The sequence below is a fragment of the Marinobacterium weihaiense genome, from assembly GCF_019061305.1.
In the GTDB taxonomy this organism is placed as follows: domain Bacteria; phylum Pseudomonadota; class Gammaproteobacteria; order Pseudomonadales; family Balneatricaceae; genus Marinobacterium; species Marinobacterium weihaiense.
The window spans coordinates 180371-197804 of sequence record NZ_JAHQZT010000004.1 but is presented as its reverse complement, the minus strand read 5'-3'; the positions used below and the strand labels follow the sequence as shown (position 1 = coordinate 197804).

The following is a 17434-nucleotide window of genomic DNA, read 5'->3' as shown; positions in this document are numbered from 1 at the left end:
TTTATCTTCCCAGAAAGATATATTTCCTGATATTATCTTCCCAGGAAGACAAATACAAGGAAAAAGCATGCACCGTGAACGCATCAGTTTCAGTGAATTATCCGACGCTTCTCGTGAAAACTGGCCGGAAGCAGCCGCCGGTAACAGTCTGCTGGCACCGGCGATCTACCGCCTGCATGAACACTTGAGCCGTCTGGCCGAGGCGCTGTTCAAGGAATATGATCTGCAAAGTGCCGAGTTCGAAACTCTGTGTGCCCTGCGCAACAGCCCTCCGCCACACTGCCTGACCCCCACGGATATCTACCGCATGCTGTTGATCAGCTCGGGGGGCATGACCAAGATCCTGACACGATTGGAAAAACGGGGGCTGGTCGGTCGCCCGGCCAACCCCAAGGATGCCCGCAGCCGCATGGTCGGCCTGAGCGTTCACGGCAAAATGGTGGTGGAAGGGATTACCGAGCGACTGCTTAAGGCGGAGAGAAGGCTGCTTGAATGCTGCCCCCAGCCCGACGTACTGGAGCAGCAATTGACCGAATGGCTCACGCGCATCGAACAGGACTGACGGAGATATTGTCTCCCCTCAAGCCCAATGGCCGCTCCATCAGGTTGATCCAGTGTGCCAGCGCCGGGTTCTCATTATCCCGGCGCCACACCCGGTTGAGCCGCGTCTCGTCGCTGAAATCTTCCAGCTCACGCCAGGCAATGCCCGCCCGCTGCATTTGCGGGCTGCCCAGTGGAAACAGGCTGAGACACTCGCTGGCCGCGACCAGCCCCATCACGCTGGCCACATCATCGGCCTCGTACTCCACCCGGATATCCAGCTGCTGCTGGTGACAGCAGTTGAGAAAGTGGTCATAGACGTTGACCCACTTGCCCCGCTTGCCCAGCACAAAGCCGTAGGGTTCCAGATCGGCCAGATGCAGCACGGAACGACACCCGAGCGGATGATCCTCGGCCATGATCAGCAGCAGCGGTTCTCGATGGCACACCTGGATGCGCAGCTCGCTGTTGCGGGTACTGCCGCTGAAAAAGCCCATGTCCAGCTCGCGTGCCAGCAACGCCTCTTCCTGTTCGCTGATCGGCAGCAGATTCAGGTCGACCTGCACCCCCGGATACTCGGCCCTGAAGCGGCTGAGCAATTCAGGCAGGAAGGTTTCCATCGCCGCCCCGCCATAGCCAAGCCTGAGCTGTCCGGTAATGCCCTGGCTGATCTCCCGCCCCACACGCATGGCTGCCTGCTGCTGGCGCAGCAATTGTTCCGCTTCGGTCAGAAAGGCCCGGCCCGCAACCGTCAGCACCACCGAGCGGGTGGTGCGCACGAACAGTCGCGTGCCGACCTTGTCTTCCACCCGGCTGATGATGCGGCTCAGGGTCGCCGCCGAGATGTTCAGCCGGTCAGCCGTTTCCTGAAAGTGCAGCTGCCGGGCCAGCTCCACGAAGGCTTCAAAGTCGCGCAAGTTCAGCATGGGTCCACCTGCATTGTTTCACCTGATACAAAAATTCATGAAATCTTCATCATTAATTATCAAAAAACGGGTTGCTAAGGTGAGTCCGTTACCCAGAGTGACACGCGCAAATAACAACAAATGAACGAGGCGCACCCATGCTGTATGTCCGTACGCGACAGGTTCCGCCTCGCACCCGAGGTAGAACCATGTACAAGAAAATGACGCGTTCCGCGCTGTCCGCCGCCATCCTCGCGGCACTACCCCTGATCGCCGATGCCGGCGAGATCACCATCAAACGTGATACCTGGGGCGTACCCCACGTCTACGCTGAAACTACCCACGACCTGTTTTACGGCTACGGTTATTCCGTCGCCCAGGACCGTCTGTACCAGATGGAAATCGCCAAGCGCTCCACTCAGGGCCGTATGGCCGAAGTGCTGGGGGCCGATTACATCGACTATGACAAGAAGATCCGCACCAACTACGACCCCACCTCCATCCAGCGCCAGATCGACGCCCTGAGCACCGATGACCGTGCCATTCTGGACGGCTATGCCGCCGGCATGAACGCCTGGATCGAACAGGTGCAGGCCAAGCCGAACTCTCTGCTGCCCAAGCAGTTCCACGACAACGGCTTCCAGCCCGAGGCCTGGACGGCGTTCGATGTGGCGATGATCTTTGTCGGTTCCATGGGCAACCGTTTCGGTGACTACAACACCGAAATCGAAAACCAGCAATTGCTGGATGCCCTTATACAAGAACATGGCGAGACGGAAGGCTGGGCCATTTTCAACCAGCTCAACCCGCTCAACGACCCCAGCGCTCCCACCACCGTGCCCAAGGGGGACTGGACAGGTACTTTCGACAAGCGCCATGTGGAACTGGCCGCCCGCCCACCGGTCTCGCGCAAGACCGAGCAGGACATCGCCCGCCTGGCGATCGATCAGGACGGTGGCGTGATGAACCTGTCCCTGGCCGATGCTCAGCGCTACAACGCCCGGCAGTTCCACGATTTCGGTCTCACCGGCGTGGCCGGTTATCCACAGACCTCAAACATGATCGTGGTCGGCAAAAAGAAAGCCAAGGGCGCCAACAGCATTCTGCTCAACGGCCCCCAGTTCGGCTGGTTCAACCCGGCCTATACCTATTCCATCGGCCTGCACGGCGCCGGTTTCGACCTGGTGGGCAACACGCCCTTTGCCTATCCGGGCATCCTGTTCGGCAACAACCCGGAGATCGCCTGGGGCAGCACTTGGGGCGCCGGTGATGTGGTGGATATCTACCGCGAGACACTGAACCCGAACAACCCGGAAGAATACCTGTTCGAAGGCCGCTACCGCCCGATGGAGGTGCGCACCGAAACCATTCAGGTCAAAGGCGCTGATCCGGTCAGCTTCAAGGTGTACAAGACCGTTCACGGCCTGCTGATCAGCCGTGACGACGCGCAACAGATCGCCTACGCCAAGAAGCGCGCCTGGCAGGGCCGCGAGATCGAAACGCTGATGGCCTGGACTCACCAGGGCAAGGCCAGCAACCATCAGGACTGGCTGCAGTACGCGGCGCGCAGCGCCTTCAACATCAACTTCTACTACGCCGATCAGCAGGGCAACATCGGCTATGCCTTCACCGGCAAGTACCCCGAACGCAAGCCGGGTCACGACAACCGCCTGCCCGCCTCCGGCGAGGGTGACCAGGAATGGCTGGGCATCAAGCCGTTCGCGCGCAACCCCCAGGTGTACAACCCAAGTTCCGGCTATATCGCCAACTGGAACAACAAGCCGGCGGACGACTTCATCGCCCCGGACATGTTCTGGTATTCCTGGAGCGAAGCGGACCGCGTCGACACCATGAAGGCGATCATGGACGCCAAGGACAGGTTCACCGCCGATGACGTCAAGCAGATGATGGAGGATGTCTCCTACGCCGACGTCAACGCGCGCTACTTCATCCCCTTCCTGGATGAAGCCACGCGTCATTTGAAGGCGGATGACGCGCGCCGCCAGGCCGTTCAGCTGCTGCTGGACTGGGACATGACCAGCCACGACCGCGACCGTGACGGCCAGTACGACGAAGCCGCCACCACCCTGTTCCAGGCCTGGTTGCCGGAGATGCTGGCCGAGACATTCAAGGATGATATTCCGGGCCGTTTCTTCAACTGGTACGCCTCCGCCGGCTATCCGTCGCCGCAGTCGCCGCTGCGTTCCAGCGTCAACGTTCAGCCGGGCACCAAGGCGCTGCTGCAGGCCCTGCGCGGCAAAGATGCCGGCGTTGAGCAGACCTACGACTTCCTCAACGGCCGCTCCGCCAACGAGCTGGTACTGGCCAGTCTCGAGCGTGCACTAAAGCAGGTGAAAGCGAAGCACGGTGACAACCCGGACAACTGGAAGCTGCCGGTGGTGCCGATGCGCTTCTTCACCAACAACTTCCTCGGCATGCCCCAGGCCGGGGATGACGAAGTTCGCGACACCCATATCGCCATGAACCGCGGCACCGAAAACAACCTGGTGATCTTCAACGGCAAGCGGGTGGAGACCCATGAGGTGGTCGCCCCGGGCCAGAGCGGCTTTATCGCCCCGGACGGCACGCCATCACCGCACTACGAAGATCAGCTGAAGCTGTTTGAAGACTTCGGTTACAAGCAGACCTGGCTGAGCCCCAAAGAGGTCGACGCCAACACCCAGTCCGTGACTCATCTGAACACAGAACAATAAATAAAAAGGCAGTATCCGATGAAAAAACTGACACTTGCATTGATGGTGGCCGCCGCCCTGCCGGCCACTCACGCCTCCCTGGCACACGCCGACACCACGTTGTACGGCTCACTGCGCGTGGAGCTGGATGCCAGAAGCAGCAGCGATCTGGACCTGCGTGACGGCTCGTCCCGCTTCGGCCTCAAGGGCGATGTGGATCTGGGACTGGACCACACTCAGGGTCTGTTCCACTGGGAAGCCAACGTGGACACTACCGACAACGACGGCACCATGTTCAGCCCCCGTCTGGCCTACGTGGGGGCTACCGGTGACTGGGGTACGCTGCTGCTCGGCAAACAGTGGCAGATGCATTACATCTGGACCAACTCCACCACCGATATCTTCAATGCCGCGGCTGCCGATGGCGGCGAGCGTTTCCAGCTGGGCGGCTTTGCCGGCCACTGGCGCCCGGACAACAGCCTGTCCTACCTCTCGCCCACGTTCGGCAACTGGCAGCTGGCCGGTCATCTGGTGATCGCCGGCAGCGGCAGTGACAACGATGGTGAGCAGGACGACACCCTGGACAGCTACGACCTGAACGTGAAATACGAAGGCGAGAGGGTCTACCTGGCCGCGTCCTACGGCAATATCGGCAGCAATGCCGGGGGCGTCGACTATGACCTGGACAGCTGGGCGCTGGGCACCCGCATCAAGGTCAGCGACCCGCTGAGTTTCGTGGCGCGTTACGAAAACCAGCAGGGCAGCGGCACCAGCATCTACGACCTGATCAGCGGCACCAACCCTACGGGTACCTCGCTGGACGTGGATCGAGAGGTACTGGAGGCCGGCTTGCTGTATAAAACCGGCGCCTTTACCTGGAAGGTGCGCGGCACCCGCTACGAGGAGAACAACACCGGGGTGGAACTGAACCAGTGGGCCGCCGGGGTACAGTATGACCTGGGCAACCGGGCACGCCTGTACTTCAACTACATCGACAACGATGCTGACGACAGCGTGGTGTCCTACGACCGCACGGTGCTGGGGTACCGCCTCGACTTCTGACCCCGGCCGCCGTTCAACATACGCTGCAAGAGAAGGATCTCTTTTTCGGCCCGTCATCTGACGGGCTTTTTTATGGCAGGATGACATCATCCAGCGGTCGGCGGGGGGATGCGGCCAATCGCTCTTCCGGGTACCCCATGCGCATCAGGACCTGTGGATAACCTTCAAGCGCCAATGCCTGCTGCAGCCGCGTCCGCAGCTCGGCCACCTGAAGCGGCTGGTTCAGGTAGGAGGCCTGAAGCCCCTCCCGCTGCGCTTCCAGAAGCAATCGCTGCAATGCCTGCCCGGCTTCCAGCCAGGCCTGAGGCTCATCCGTTACCGTTGACAGCACCATCAGTGCCGGTGACTCGTCGGCCAGCAACCCATCCTGAGTCGCCAGGCTTCGGCCCATGTCGAAATGGCGCACCACACCGCGCACCAGCGGCGCGACCAGGCCGGGCACACTGAGTCCCTCCCCCCGGCCCGCACCGTGCAGCCACTGGGCCAGCTCCTGGCGCCAGGCTTCGTTCTGCCACTGGCGGTTATCCCCTTCGCGCACCATCGCTATCAGGGCCTGGCGCTCATCGGCCGTATTAAGCCACTGCAGCGCGGCGCCTTCGCTGCGTACAGCCAGTTCCAGCCGCGTGGCCAGCTCCGGCGTGGGCTCACGGGCCTGAAAGCGGTTGCGGTAGGTACGGCGCAACAGTACGGCTTCGGTCAGCCCGGCCAGCCCGGCTTCCCCCTCGCCCGCCAGCACCTGTACTCGCGCCAGCAGCGCGGGCACGGCCGGATCCGGCAAGCTATTGATGTGCAGCGCCCAGCCAGCCTCGGCCGCGGCCACTCGGAGGTTGAACAGCGCACAGCCACAACTGATATGCAGCTCGCGGCCGGCCGGGTCGTTTACCGGCAGGGTGCGACTGAAGTCCGCATGCAGCTCGATCTGCCCCGTCTGCAGCCGAAACTGCCAGGGCTGGGTGTTGTGGCTCGAAGGCGCCAGCACGGCCAGCTCCAGAAGGGCCTTGAGGTTGTCCACATCCGCAGGTGCCATCATCGGGTGTACTCCGCACAACATGAATCAGAACAGTGTATGCCACCCGGCTCAGACCGTCAGCATGTGCCCGGCAATCCCCAGGGCAAACCCGAGCACGGCACCCATCGGCGGCCCCCAGTGCCGGGCCAGCCTGGCCTGTGGTGCGATGTCCTGGAACACCGAATAAAGAATGCCGCCGGCCGCGAACAGCATCACTGCAGATACAAACGCCGGGTACGCGGCCAGCCAGATGAAACCGACCAGCCCGGCCACTGGCCCCAGCAGGGCCATCAAGGCAAAGGTGACAATGATCCGGTTGGCGGAGTAATGGCTGGAGTGACGCAGTTCACGGAAGGCATTGAACCCCTCGGGCATGTTCTGCAAGCCGATCAGCAGCGCCAGCAGCAGGCCGTTGCTGCCGCCAAGGGCAAAGGCCGCCCCCAGCGCAATGGATTCGGGGATGAAATCGGCCAGCATGGCCACCAACTGGCTGGCCGAGGTTTTGAAAAGGTTCAGCAACACGTCGATCAGCATGAACACCAGCCCGCCCAGTAAAAACCAGATCAGTGCCATGCGCGTGTTCAGATGCTCGATGCCGTCCGGCACCAGTACCAGCGCCACCGCCGACAACAGGGCCCCGCCGCCGAAGGCGATGACACTGTGACGAAACTCCTTTTCCAGCCAGCGGGGATGAATATGCTCCAGGCGGGCAACCAGTGCACCGGCCGGCATGCTCAGCCCGGCCAGTAACGTCAGCAACAGTATTTCCAGCAGCAACATGATGCATGTCCTTGTCGTGTGACCAATACTGCCATCATGCCAGTTGTCCCCGGCTTGGCAAGCGAACCCGCCGCAACCGGTGCTTTTGCAGGTGGGCGTGCTCAGCCCGCGATGGCGGCAAAACGCCCGCCGGTCAGCCTTGCCAGGTCGGCGGGCGCCAGTTCGATCTCCAGCCCGCGCCGCCCGGCACTGACGTGAAGGGTGTCAAACTGTTCGGCACTGGCATCAATGAATGTTGCCAGGCGCTTTTTCTGTCCCAGCGGGCTGACCCCGCCGAGCACATAGCCGGTGGTACGCTCAACCTCGGCCGGATCGGCCATCGATGCCTTCTTGGCGCCGGCGGCCTTAGCAATCTGTTTCAGATTAAGCTTGCCGGCCACGGGGACCACGCCGATGGCCAGGGTCTTGCCATCCAGACTGACTACCAGCGTCTTGAACACCTGCTCGGCGGCCAGACCCAGTTTTTCCACGGCTTCCAGGCCATAGGACTCCGCCGCTGCATCATGCTGGTACTCGTGGATCCGGTGTTCAACTTTGGCCTTGCGGACCAGGTTGATGGCGGGTGTCATCCCTGTATCTCCTACATCTGTTGACTGGGTTATTTCTTGAACATCGAGGGCCGAATGCCCGGTTTTTTGGGCGCACCAACCGAAGCATCCGGCTTGGGTGCCGGCTTTTTCCGGCCCGGTTTGGTCACCTTGGGTTTCTTATCGGCCAATGGCTGGCCCTCGATCCAGCGACCATTCTCGAACCGGGGCACCGGCTGCACCTGCAGCGGCTTGCCGATCAGGGCACTGATCGCTGCCAGGAAGCGTCGCTCTTCCGGCGCCACCAGCGAGACGGCCCAGCCGCGCTTGCCGGCACGGCCGGTCCGGCCGATGCGGTGGACGTAGGCCTCGGCCTGGTTGGGCAGATCATAGTTGACTACCTGCGGCAGCGCTTCGATGTCCAGCCCGCGCGCCGCCACGTCCGTCGCCACCAGCACCTGTACCTCGCCATTGCTGAACGCCTGCAGCGCCGCCAGCCGCTCGCGCTGATGACGGTCGCCATGAATGGCCAGGGCACTGATGCCTTCTCCCTGCAGCTGTTCCGCCACCAGGTCGGCGCGGCGCTTGGTACGGGTAAACACCAGGGTCTGCTGCCACTGGCCTTCACGAATCAGGTAACTGAGCACGTCGGTCTTGTCGGCATTGGTGACCGCGTAGGCACTCTGCTTGACCTGCTGGCTGGCGGCATTGCGCCGCGCCACCTGAATCCGTTGCGGCTGGCGCAGCAGAGACTCGGCCAGGGCTTCCACCGGGCCATTGAGCGTGGCCGAGAACAGCAGCGTCTGGCGCTGTTCGGGCATGTGGCTCATCAGTGTGCGGATATCGTGGATAAAGCCCAGATCCAGCATGCGATCCGCTTCATCCAGCACCAGCACCTGCAGCTGTTCAAGCGACAGTTTCTTCTGCTTGAGCATGTCCAGCAGACGCCCCGGCGTGGCGACCAGAACGTCGGCGCCGCGTTTCATCTTGCGGATCTGGTTGTCGAAACGCACGCCGCCGAAAATGGAGATCACCCGCATGCCCAGCAGGCGGCCATATTCCAGCATGTTGTCGCCCACCTGGACGGCCAGCTCCCGGGTCGGAACCAGCACCAGCGCGCGGATGTGGTGGTAATCGCCCTCGACCGGCTCGCGGCTCAGGCGCTGAATGATCGGCAGCGCAAAGGCCGCAGTCTTGCCGGTGCCGGTCTGGGCTTCGGCTATAAGATCATGCCCGGCCAGTACCTGCGGTATCGCCTGCGTCTGGATCGGGGTCGGCTGCCGGTAGCCAAGATCCTGCAGGGTGGTCACCAGTTCAGGGCAAAGAGAAAGGTCGGCAAAAGCGGTCACGGCGGCATACTCGGCTGGGTAAAGTTGCCATTATCGCATGCCGGCCGCATCGGCCCAACCGAAGACCGGCCCCATATGCGGGTCCGATCTCCGAGGCGCCGGGCAGGTTCAGTCTTTGACCAGATCGCGGTCGTAATTCAGACGCTTGGCCGCATCCAGCGTCAGCAGCTGCATGAACGCCTTGGTTTCGTAGTCGTTGCCGACCGGGGCGCCATCTCCGCCGCTGCCGCCGCCAAAGACATTGGTCGGCACTTGGCGCTTGGCGTAAGCTTCGGCCCACAACTGCTGGATCTTGATTTCCGCTTCCAGCTTCTGCGCCAGGGCGTTATCCGCTTCCAGGATCACCTGTTTCTGGTAGGCTTCGGCCTCCGCCAGCGTACGCTGGGTCTGGGCTTCGATCTTAGCCTTTTCCAGATTAATTTCAGCGGTTTCACGCTGGATTTCCGCTTCCGCCTTCAGCTTTTCAGCCCGGGTAATGGCCAACTGCTTTTCGGTCTGGGCTTCGGTCGTCTTCTGGATCTGGTCTACCTTCGCCTGCGCCTGGCGCTCGGCCACCTCGCGTTCGCCACGGGCAATCGCCAGCAGGCGCTGTTCTTCTTCCTGCACCCGCTGCTCGCGGGCGATGGCACGGTCGGCGGAGGCCTTCTGTTTCAGCTGCATGCGCTCGATGAACTTCTGGTTCGGCTTGATATCGGTCACCAGCGCCGAGACCACGGTGATGCCATAATCAGTGAAACGCTGCTGCTTGCGACGCGGCTGACCGGTTTCATCCAGTACCTTCTGCACCACAAACACGGTCTTGTCGTCTTCGCCGTACTCTTCCTGCTCGGTGCCCAGAGCCACATTGGCCGTGCCACTGGCCAGGCGCCCCGAATTGACGCTGACCTCTTCACGCTTGACCAGGTAGATGCCGTTGCGCATCTGGTTTTCAAACTCGGAGTTGAACTCGGTACGGCCACCGGCGTAGTACTCTTCCGCCGTCATCAGCGATGCGTTGGCCTGCAGGGTTTCCTTGAACACCGGCAGCAGCGCCGTGCGCAGCAGGTTCTCCGGCGAACGGTATTCATGGGCCAGTTTTAGAAAGGACTCTTCATCGGAGGGGATGGAAAAACGCACCGTTGCCTGGGCATGGGCATCCACCTGATCCAGGAACATGATGCTCAGCGGTGGCAGGCTGGCCGAGGCGTTGTTGGAATCCTTTTCCGAGGTAATGGCATCCTGGCTGGAGCCCGACACCGCCTGAACGGTCATGGCCCGCTTCCAGGAGTTGTAGCGCCCGAACGGGTAGAACTTGTAACCGATCTCGGTCACCACGGCTTCGTTACCGGTCACCGTGCGCACGTGGTAGATGTAGCCGGGCTCGGCATAGAAAAAGGATTGTGACAGCACGTACATCAGCACCAGGGCGACAACGCCGCCGGCGATGAACTTGCCCTTCTTGAACGAAAGACGCTGTGTTGGAGTGTGATCATCCATGGAGCGGGTTCCTTGTATGCAAGGGTTAACGGGCAAGGGGCGCTGACTTAGCGTGACTCCTTGACCAGCGGAATACCATTGGTGCCCACCGGGATGTACACCGTGGTGTGATTGGGGGATTCAGCCATTTTCAGCTGGGCGTTGATCGCCTCGTGCTGCAGGTAGTTGGCAGTCAGGGTGGCATTGATGATGCGCTGCGCTTCGGCAATCCCCTTGGCCTCTTCGATGCGGATTTCGGCATCCTTGCGGGCGATGGCCTTCTGGGTCTCTTTTTCCGACAGCAGCTGCTGGGCCGCCAGCCGCTTCTCCACCGCCGTGGCCACGATCTCGGGATAGTTGATATTGCCGATCACCACCTTGGTCAGGCTGAAGGGCGTATCGGCCAGGTAGGCGCGCAACTTCTCGGACACCTCGATGGCGATGTTCTCGCGCTGGGTTTTCAGATCCCGGCTATCGTACTGCTGCACGGCATCGCGCACATAGGTACGGAAGGTTTCGCGCACATAACGCGGATACCAGTTTTCACCGCCGTACTGCTCCACCACCTGGCGCACGCTACCCTCGCGCACGGACAGGATGGCGTGGAAATTGAAGTGGATATTGAGGTCGTCGCGGGCCAGGATGCGGAAGGTTTCGGTATAGGTGTTGGGCTGCATGTCGATGTTCAACACCTGGTTACGCCACAGTGAAAAGCCATAGTTGGCCGGTCCACGGAGCGTATCCTTGTAGCCACCAGCGCCAAAGAATCTAGGCTTTTCAAATACATAGCCTTCATGACCGGCAGGGGTACTGGGGTTGGTACAGGCACTGAGCGAGAACAGACTGACCACGCCGATCAGTATCAGCCCGAAGGCACTGCCCAGGAAGGAGGATTTTTTCTGAAACATGACTGCGCATTCCCTTGTCGTGAGTCCTCGAAACAACCGATCTAGTCTGCAACGGGACCGGCCGGTTGGCAAGCCGCCCACCGGCACGACAGTGCGCGCAGGCCGGCAGGAAGGCGCTCCGTGCCGGCCGCAGTCGTTACTGCGCCTGGGAGCGCAGGTACTCTTCGTAGTCGCCGTGGAAATCGACGATGCCGGTCGGCGTCAGCTCGATGATGCGGGTCGCCAGCGAGGAGACAAACTCGCGGTCATGGCTGACAAACAGCAGCGTGCCCGGGTAGTTTTCCAGCGCCATGTTGAGCGACTCGATCGATTCCATATCCAGGTGGTTGGTAGGCTCGTCCAGCAGCATGATGTTGGGCTGCTGCAGAATCAGCTTGCCGAACAGCATGCGGCCCTGCTCGCCCCCGGAGATCACCTTCACCGACTTGTCGATCTCCTTATGCGAGAACAGCATACGGCCCAGAGTGCCGCGAATCACCTGCTCGTCGTCGCCTTCCTTGCCCCACTGACTCATCCAGTCGTAGAGGTTCTTGTCCTCTTCGAATTCATGGGCATGATCCTGGGCGTAGTAGCCGATCTCGGCGTTTTCAGACCACTTCACCGTGCCGGCATTGGGTTCCAGGTCGCCGACCAGACATTTCAGCAGGGTCGACTTGCCGATGCCGTTGGGGCCGATGATGGCGATGCGCTCACCTACGTTCACCTGCAGATTAAGACCGGAGAACAGTTCCTCGTCGAACGACTTGGCCAGGCCTTCCACTTCCAGCGCGGTACGGTGCAGCTTCTTCGCCTGCTCGAAGCGGATGAACGGGTTCTGACGGCTGGAGGGTTTGATCTCGTCCAGCTGGATCTTGTCGATCTGCTTCAAACGCGAGGTCGCCTGGCGCGATTTGGAGGCGTTAGCGGAGAAACGGCTGACGAACGCCTTGAGATCGGCGATCTGGGCCTTCTTCTTGGCGTTGTCGGCCTGCATGCGCTCCCGGGCCTGGGTGGACGCCAGCATGTAATCGTCGTAGGTACCCGGATAGACCTTCAGCGTACCGTAGTCGATGTCGGCCATATGGGTGCAGACACTGTTCAGGAAGTGACGGTCATGCGAGATGATGATCATGGTGCAGTTGCGCTGGTTGAGCACGCCTTCCAGCCAGCGGATGGTGTTGATATCCAGGTTGTTGGTCGGCTCGTCCAGCAGCAGGATATCCGGGTCGGAGAACAGCGCCTGCGCCAGCAGCACGCGCAGCTTCCAGCCCGGTGCCACTTCGCTCATCAGACCGAAGTGCTGCTCCACCGGAATTTCCAGACCCAGCAGCAGTTCACCGGCGCGGGATTCGGCGGTATAGCCGTCCATTTCGGCAAATTCAGCTTCCAGTTCACCGGCGCGGATACCGTCCTCTTCGGTCATTTCCGCCTTGGCGTAGATGGCATCACGCTCGGACTTGATCGCCCACAGCTCCTCGTGGCCCATGATCACGGTATCCACCACGGTGAACTCCTCGTAGGCGAACTGATCCTGGCGCAACTTGCCCAGACGCTCATTCGGGTCCTTGGACACGTTACCGGAAGACGGCTCCAAATCACCGCCGAGGATCTTCATGAAGGTGGACTTGCCGCAGCCGTTGGCGCCGATCAGGCCATAACGGTTGCCGTCGCCGAATTTAACGGAGATGTTTTCAAACAGTGGCTTGGCGCCAAACTGCATGGTGATATTTGCAGTGGTCAGCAATGGAATGGTCTCGCTTGGTCAAAATGAGGGTTCAGGCCGCAGATCATCGACGGGCGTTTCAGGGGCATGAACACGAAAACATGAAGGCAGGGCCGGTGATGAAGGCATCCCCGGCGAGCGATATTCAAACATTGATTATGCCACACATCGGCGCGGGGTTGCAGTGAAGCATCAGTGCCGGGGTCGTTCGGTAATCGCCCCACAGGCATGACAGCGGAGGCCGTCCCGCACCCGGAACAGCGGAAAGTCGATAGCCAGGAACATCAGAAAGGCCCAGCGCCGCCCGATCAGGTGATGCGCGGTGTTGCGGCTGCCGCATACCGGGCAGGCGGGCCGATCCTCCCCCTCCTGCTCCAGCAGCGGCGCTTCTCGGTCTTCGGCCAGCAGCTGACACGCCCGCTCGACATCCTCGGCCGCAACCTGCAGGCGCACGCCGCCCAGAGCATCGGAGTACAGCCACTGCATGTTGATGGTCTGCTCATCCGCCACAAAGGCTCGGATTCCCTCGCTGTCGAGCAGGGCACGGGCGATCTGCGCCTCATAGGGATAGGTGTAACGGGCAATGGTGACCAGCATCGGCCTCCTTCCTCCTCCGCAGTAGCAGCGGCCAGTATTACCGCCTGTCAGGCGGTCGGCGCATGGTGACGGCGGTGCAGCGCGCGCACCTGATCCACCAATTCAGGCACCGGGCCTTCCACGGCAATGTGCGGCACGATCTCGCGAATCGACAGGGTGTTGATCGGCGGCGGTGCCACGTTCATTTCACTCAGCCAACGCCCCAGCTGCCGGGACGAACTGACGAACACAATGCGGCCCAGCCCGACCCAGCCGTGGGCAGCGGCGCACATGGGGCAGTGTTCCCCCGAGGTGTACAGGGTGGACACGGCCCGCTGCTCGGGCGTCAGGTGCTCCGCCGCCCAGCGGGCCAGTTCAAACTCGGGGTGGCGGGTGTTGTCGCCGCTGGACACTATGCGATTGCGGTCTTCCGCCAGTACCTGACCGGCGGCATCCACCAGTACCGAGCCGAAGGGAGCATCGCCGGCGTTCAACGCCTCTTCGGCCAGCTCGACGGCACGGTGCAGGTGTTTCATATCGGATTCAGGCCACATGCTTCTCTCCTGTTCAACGGTAATGCACGTCTGTGTTCAGTGTATACGCTCAGCGACTGTACCGGGTTTGCCTGTTGCCGGATTACTGCTAGTCTCGGCCTCATTTCACCAACGAGAGACCGGCATGTCGGACATTTTCACCCTTGAGCCCCGTGACCCCGAACAGTATCGCCGCGATACCCGCAAGAGCAACCTGGTCCTGATGCTCACCTTTGCCGTGCTGGGCATGGCGCTGGCGACACTGAGCGTTCGCCTCTTCGGCAGTCCCGAGGGCGGCAATTTCATCTGGAACCTGGCTGGCGTGATCGCCGGGGTTCTCGCCACCACGGCGGTGTTCAAGGGGTACTACTGGCACCAGCCCTGGATGGAATCGGCGCGCTATGGCTGGCAGCTCAAGCGCAACCTGATGAGCGTGACCAATATTCTGCACGCGGTCCAAGCAGGTGTCGAACAGGACAACCCCACCGCCCTGCGGGTGATGCGCTTCTATCACCTGGGACTGGAGCAGATGTATCGCCTGGAAAACAACCAGAGCGAGTTGAGCGACCTGCAGGCCGACAGCCGGGCACTGCTGCCCAGACTGGAGGCCCAAGGCATAGCGCCCGAGCAGACATCACTGGACCCGAGCTGGATTGCGCAGTTAAAACCGAAGAAAGGTAAAAAGTAAGGCCAACCGCGCTGACCTGACGCCCCGACCGCTCAGGGCCTGAGTGGCGCGGGGCAGTATCGCCGGCACCGATGCGGCAGGCGTATCCGACGCGCGGCAGGTTAGACCAGCCGACCGCGTTGATAATCCTCGATGGCCTGATCCAGCTCCTCGACACGGTTCATCACGAAGGGACCGTACTGGGCAATGGGTTCGCCGATCGGCTCGGCGGCCAGAACCAACATCGCGGCACCCTGCTCCCCGGCCTGCAATGACAGTACATCACCAACGCTGAACTGCGCCGCTTCATCAAGGTTCAACGGCTCCTCGCCCAAGCGGCCACTGCCCTCGAACAGATAGACAAATCCGGCCCGGTTGCCTGCCAGGGGCAGCTGCAACCGCATGTGCGGGGGCAGGCGCAGGTCCAGCATCAGCGGATCGCGGCTGATGCCACTGACCGGCCCCGCATGAGTTTGACCATTCAGCTCAAGACTGCCGGCAATCAGCTTGAGGCGAGCGCCACTGGCCGGATCCTCGATAACCGGAATCTGCTCGGCAGCCAATTCCTGATAGCGTGCCGGGGTCATCTTTTCCGCGGCCGGCAGGTTTATCCACAGCTGGAAACCGCGCATCAGGCCCTCTTTCTGTTCCGGCATCTCCTCGTGAATCACGCCGCGCCCGGCTGTCATCCACTGTACGCCACCACTTTCCAGCACCGCTTCATTGCCCAGATGGTCACGGTGACGCATGCGCCCGTCGAGCATGTAGGTTACGGTTTCAAAACCGCGATGCGGGTGGGCCGGAAAACCGGCGATGTAATCGTCCGGGTTGTCGGAAAAGAACTTGTCCAGCATCAGGAAGGGGTCGATGCGGTGCTGAGCCGAGCGCCCCAGACTGCGCAGCAGGCGCACGCCGGCGCCATCACGGCTTTCACGGGCGGGAATGCGACGTTTGAGGGTCCGCTCTATCATGGTGTGTCTCCTGCTGCTCGGCACGCAAGCTGATCATTGATGCCTTCTATTCTGGCTTCAAGGCGGAGCGGGATACAGGTGGGTTCGTAAATGCGAATGATCAGTTTATTCGATGGGTGACCATCACGGGTCACCCCTGCTTCCCACAGACAACAACCAGAACCGTTGCCATCCTCAGGGCTGCACCTTGCCGCGCATGGATTTGATATTGCCGCGCTGCTTTTTCTTTTCGATGCGCTTGCGCTGGGAGCTGCGCGTAGGCTTAGTGGGCCGACGCTTCTTTTCCATTTTGACCGCACCGCGAATCAACTCGGCCAACCGGTTGAGCGCGTCCTCGCGGTTCTGCTCTTGGGTACGGTACTGCTGCGCCTTAAGTACAACCACGCCGTCGCGGCTGACCCGGCTGTCACTCAGTGCCAGCAGCCGCTCCTTGTAGAACGCAGGCAGCGAAGAGGCGCGGATATCAAAACGCAGATGGATGGCGGACGAGACCTTGTTGACGTTCTGACCGCCCGCCCCCTGGGCACGAATGGCGGTCAGTTCGATCTCGTCATCGCTCAGGCTGACGGCATTGGACAGTTTCAGCATCACGGACTCAGCGATCTTCCAGGCTCAAAGACACCATGGCCTGAATGGCCGCCTGAGGGTCTTTGGCCGTTGTCAGGGTCAACTGTAAACGACGCGGCGCATGCTCGGTGGCCCACTGCCAGGACTGGGTCAGGGCTTCACCATTGAGCGGGGTCAGCACCTGCTCCTCTCCCAGCGCACGCGCCTGCAGCGGCGCAGGTGCCGCCATGGCCAGCTGGCGGAACCACTGCCGAGTCGCCACCGCATCACTGCGGCGTGCCATGACGGCACAGAAGCTGTCCCCCTCGGTCAAGACCAGTACATACTGGCCAAACTCCCCCTTGTATGGCACCGGCCAGGCATCACCGGAACGTCCCTGCAGGAAGTGCTGTGCCTGCTGTGGCGGTAGCTTGGGCAGTTGCTGTTCAGTCAGACTGGCCCGCAAGGCACCGTAGTCACTGAAATGTTTGGCACAGAATGACAGGTAGACCTTCTGCAGAAAATCGGAGCGCTCATCCGCCTGTGCCATCATGGGCAACAGCACCAGCAGCGATAGCAGCCCCGCCTGCAGGCGCGACATGAAATGTGTGTGCATACTTCACTCATTGTTGTCGATGACGCAGCAGCGACGACTGCATTCCGGCAGTCGCTCTGCGCGATTGTGTGAGGATGAAGTCTGACGGTCGATATCGGCTTTGGCAAGTCACCTCTACAGCGGGGCGCCGGACTAATGGCGTGGTCCCGTTACCAGACGCATCAGGCGATCAACATCCTCGGCCAGTGTCTGCTCAAAGTTCTGCCAGTCCAGATAATATTCGCTCAACGGCGTATTGCACTGAACACGGTCATCCTCGCCACGAGATTTATGCAATTCGATGTGCAGGGGCGAGATATTGAGCACCCGCCGTTCTTCGTCCCACAGGATTTCCTGCAAGTCGTACAGCGCGTTCATTATGATGAAATGCTTGCGAAACAGCGCAAGCAGACTGTCGTCGGTCAGATCATCGAATGCATGCTGACGCTCCAGTGTCCGCATCAGGTAATACTCACTGACCCCTTCAGGGTGCTGGCGCAATTCGCTGAGCACTTGGGGCAAGACCGGATTGATCATGGAACACCTTCCGCTTATGCCTTTCTGCGCGGGAGCCACATGCAGTATAGTCAAAGTCATCCGACCGGGGGCCTGTCGG

General features: G+C 61.2%; 18 protein-coding genes. 4 read left to right on the top strand and 14 right to left on the bottom strand.

Annotation, left to right across the window (positions count from 1 at the left end):
- Positions 1-67 precede the first annotated feature (67 nt).
- Complete coding sequence (locus KTN04_RS04780) at positions 68-562, top strand: MarR family winged helix-turn-helix transcriptional regulator (RefSeq protein ID WP_217334061.1); 495 nt, start codon at positions 68-70, stop codon at positions 560-562.
- Here KTN04_RS04780 and KTN04_RS04775 read toward each other — a convergent pair.
- Positions 540-1466, bottom strand: coding sequence for a LysR family transcriptional regulator (locus tag KTN04_RS04775; RefSeq protein ID WP_217334060.1), 927 nt, complete (start codon positions 1464-1466; stop codon positions 540-542). The two genes, KTN04_RS04780 and KTN04_RS04775, sit on opposite strands and share 23 nt — an antisense overlap.
- Before the next feature lie 188 nt (positions 1467-1654).
- On the opposite strand from KTN04_RS04775, the gene KTN04_RS04770 reads away from it, so the two are divergent.
- Positions 1655-4159, top strand: a complete 2505-nt coding sequence (locus KTN04_RS04770) for a penicillin acylase family protein (RefSeq protein ID WP_254262368.1) — start codon at positions 1655-1657, stop codon at positions 4157-4159.
- 18 nt (positions 4160-4177) lie between these two features.
- Positions 4178-5200 carry a porin gene (locus KTN04_RS04765; protein WP_217334059.1) on the top strand — a complete coding sequence of 341 codons (1023 nt, stop codon included), beginning with the start codon at positions 4178-4180 and terminating at the stop codon, positions 5198-5200.
- Between the two features lie 70 nt (positions 5201-5270).
- Here the strand turns inward: KTN04_RS04765 and KTN04_RS04760 are convergent, their stop codons facing one another.
- The 9 genes from KTN04_RS04760 to KTN04_RS04720 form a co-directional block, all read right to left on the bottom strand.
- Positions 5271-6230 carry an Acg family FMN-binding oxidoreductase gene (locus KTN04_RS04760; RefSeq protein ID WP_217334058.1) on the bottom strand — a complete coding sequence of 320 codons (960 nt, stop codon included), beginning with the start codon at positions 6228-6230 and terminating at the stop codon, positions 5271-5273.
- Positions 6231-6278: 48 nt separating this feature from the next.
- Positions 6279-6989, bottom strand: coding sequence for a ZIP family metal transporter (locus KTN04_RS04755; protein WP_217334057.1), 711 nt, complete (start codon positions 6987-6989; stop codon positions 6279-6281).
- Positions 6990-7090: 101 nt separating this feature from the next.
- Complete coding sequence (ybaK, locus tag KTN04_RS04750) at positions 7091-7558, bottom strand: Cys-tRNA(Pro) deacylase (RefSeq protein ID WP_217334056.1); 468 nt, start codon at positions 7556-7558, stop codon at positions 7091-7093.
- A gap of 29 nt (positions 7559-7587) precedes the next feature.
- On the bottom strand, positions 7588-8865 hold the full coding sequence (locus KTN04_RS04745; protein ID WP_328515959.1) for a DEAD/DEAH box helicase: 1278 nt from the start codon (positions 8863-8865) through the stop codon (positions 7588-7590).
- Positions 8866-8973: 108 nt separating this feature from the next.
- The gene (locus KTN04_RS04740; protein ID WP_217334055.1) at positions 8974-10341 is read right to left on the bottom strand and encodes an SPFH domain-containing protein; all 1368 of its coding nucleotides are present in this window, start codon (positions 10339-10341) and stop codon (positions 8974-8976) included.
- Positions 10342-10388: 47 nt separating this feature from the next.
- Positions 10389-11228, bottom strand: a complete 840-nt coding sequence (locus tag KTN04_RS04735) for an SPFH domain-containing protein (RefSeq protein WP_217334054.1) — start codon at positions 11226-11228, stop codon at positions 10389-10391.
- Positions 11229-11364: 136 nt separating this feature from the next.
- A complete protein-coding gene (locus tag KTN04_RS04730; RefSeq protein WP_217334053.1) occupies positions 11365-12951 on the bottom strand; it encodes an ABC-F family ATPase in 1587 nt (528 codons plus the stop codon).
- Positions 12952-13122: 171 nt separating this feature from the next.
- Positions 13123-13527 carry a putative signal transducing protein gene (locus KTN04_RS04725; protein ID WP_217334052.1) on the bottom strand — a complete coding sequence of 135 codons (405 nt, stop codon included), beginning with the start codon at positions 13525-13527 and terminating at the stop codon, positions 13123-13125.
- Positions 13528-13574: 47 nt separating this feature from the next.
- Positions 13575-14060 (bottom strand): nucleoside deaminase, encoded by a 486-nt coding sequence (locus KTN04_RS04720; RefSeq protein ID WP_217334051.1) that lies wholly within the window; start codon positions 14058-14060, stop codon positions 13575-13577.
- A gap of 124 nt (positions 14061-14184) precedes the next feature.
- Between KTN04_RS04720 and KTN04_RS04715 the strand changes: the two genes are divergently transcribed.
- Positions 14185-14727 carry a DUF3087 family protein gene (locus KTN04_RS04715; protein WP_217334050.1) on the top strand — a complete coding sequence of 181 codons (543 nt, stop codon included), beginning with the start codon at positions 14185-14187 and terminating at the stop codon, positions 14725-14727.
- Positions 14728-14828: 101 nt separating this feature from the next.
- Here the strand turns inward: KTN04_RS04715 and KTN04_RS04710 are convergent, their stop codons facing one another.
- The 4 genes from KTN04_RS04710 to KTN04_RS04695 all read right to left on the bottom strand — a co-directional run bounded on the left by KTN04_RS04710 (position 14829) and on the right by KTN04_RS04695 (position 17355).
- Complete coding sequence (locus KTN04_RS04710) at positions 14829-15677, bottom strand: pirin family protein (RefSeq protein WP_217334049.1); 849 nt, start codon at positions 15675-15677, stop codon at positions 14829-14831.
- Between the two features lie 174 nt (positions 15678-15851).
- A complete protein-coding gene (arfB, locus tag KTN04_RS04705) occupies positions 15852-16265 on the bottom strand; it encodes an alternative ribosome rescue aminoacyl-tRNA hydrolase ArfB (RefSeq protein ID WP_217334048.1) in 414 nt (137 codons plus the stop codon).
- 7 nt (positions 16266-16272) lie between these two features.
- Positions 16273-16839 (bottom strand): NMCC_0638 family (lipo)protein, encoded by a 567-nt coding sequence (locus tag KTN04_RS04700; RefSeq protein ID WP_217334047.1) that lies wholly within the window; start codon positions 16837-16839, stop codon positions 16273-16275.
- A 132-nt stretch (positions 16840-16971) separates the two neighbouring features.
- Positions 16972-17355 carry a DNA-J related domain-containing protein gene (locus KTN04_RS04695; protein ID WP_217334046.1) on the bottom strand — a complete coding sequence of 128 codons (384 nt, stop codon included), beginning with the start codon at positions 17353-17355 and terminating at the stop codon, positions 16972-16974.
- Positions 17356-17434 lie beyond the last annotated feature (79 nt).

What these genes read in the sequence shown, in the direction of transcription:
- KTN04_RS04780 (WP_217334061.1), top strand. Translation starts at nt 68, where the DNA reads ATGCACCGTGAACGCATCAGTTTCAGTGAATTATCCGACGCTTCTCGT.
- KTN04_RS04775 (WP_217334060.1), bottom strand. Translation starts at nt 1,466, where the DNA reads ATGCTGAACTTGCGCGACTTTGAAGCCTTCGTGGAGCTGGCCCGGCAG.
- KTN04_RS04770 (WP_254262368.1), top strand. Translation starts at nt 1,655, where the DNA reads ATGTACAAGAAAATGACGCGTTCCGCGCTGTCCGCCGCCATCCTCGCG.
- KTN04_RS04765 (WP_217334059.1), top strand. Translation starts at nt 4,178, where the DNA reads ATGAAAAAACTGACACTTGCATTGATGGTGGCCGCCGCCCTGCCGGCC.
- KTN04_RS04760 (WP_217334058.1), bottom strand. Translation starts at nt 6,230, where the DNA reads ATGATGGCACCTGCGGATGTGGACAACCTCAAGGCCCTTCTGGAGCTG.
- KTN04_RS04755 (WP_217334057.1), bottom strand. Translation starts at nt 6,989, where the DNA reads ATGTTGCTGCTGGAAATACTGTTGCTGACGTTACTGGCCGGGCTGAGC.
- ybaK (WP_217334056.1), bottom strand. Translation starts at nt 7,558, where the DNA reads ATGACACCCGCCATCAACCTGGTCCGCAAGGCCAAAGTTGAACACCGG.
- KTN04_RS04740 (WP_217334055.1), bottom strand. Translation starts at nt 10,341, where the DNA reads ATGGATGATCACACTCCAACACAGCGTCTTTCGTTCAAGAAGGGCAAG.
- KTN04_RS04735 (WP_217334054.1), bottom strand. Translation starts at nt 11,228, where the DNA reads ATGTTTCAGAAAAAATCCTCCTTCCTGGGCAGTGCCTTCGGGCTGATA.
- KTN04_RS04725 (WP_217334052.1), bottom strand. Translation starts at nt 13,527, where the DNA reads ATGCTGGTCACCATTGCCCGTTACACCTATCCCTATGAGGCGCAGATC.
- KTN04_RS04720 (WP_217334051.1), bottom strand. Translation starts at nt 14,060, where the DNA reads ATGTGGCCTGAATCCGATATGAAACACCTGCACCGTGCCGTCGAGCTG.
- KTN04_RS04715 (WP_217334050.1), top strand. Translation starts at nt 14,185, where the DNA reads ATGTCGGACATTTTCACCCTTGAGCCCCGTGACCCCGAACAGTATCGC.
- KTN04_RS04710 (WP_217334049.1), bottom strand. Translation starts at nt 15,677, where the DNA reads ATGATAGAGCGGACCCTCAAACGTCGCATTCCCGCCCGTGAAAGCCGT.
- arfB (WP_217334048.1), bottom strand. Translation starts at nt 16,265, where the DNA reads ATGCTGAAACTGTCCAATGCCGTCAGCCTGAGCGATGACGAGATCGAA.
- KTN04_RS04700 (WP_217334047.1), bottom strand. Translation starts at nt 16,839, where the DNA reads ATGCACACACATTTCATGTCGCGCCTGCAGGCGGGGCTGCTATCGCTG.
- KTN04_RS04695 (WP_217334046.1), bottom strand. Translation starts at nt 17,355, where the DNA reads ATGATCAATCCGGTCTTGCCCCAAGTGCTCAGCGAATTGCGCCAGCAC.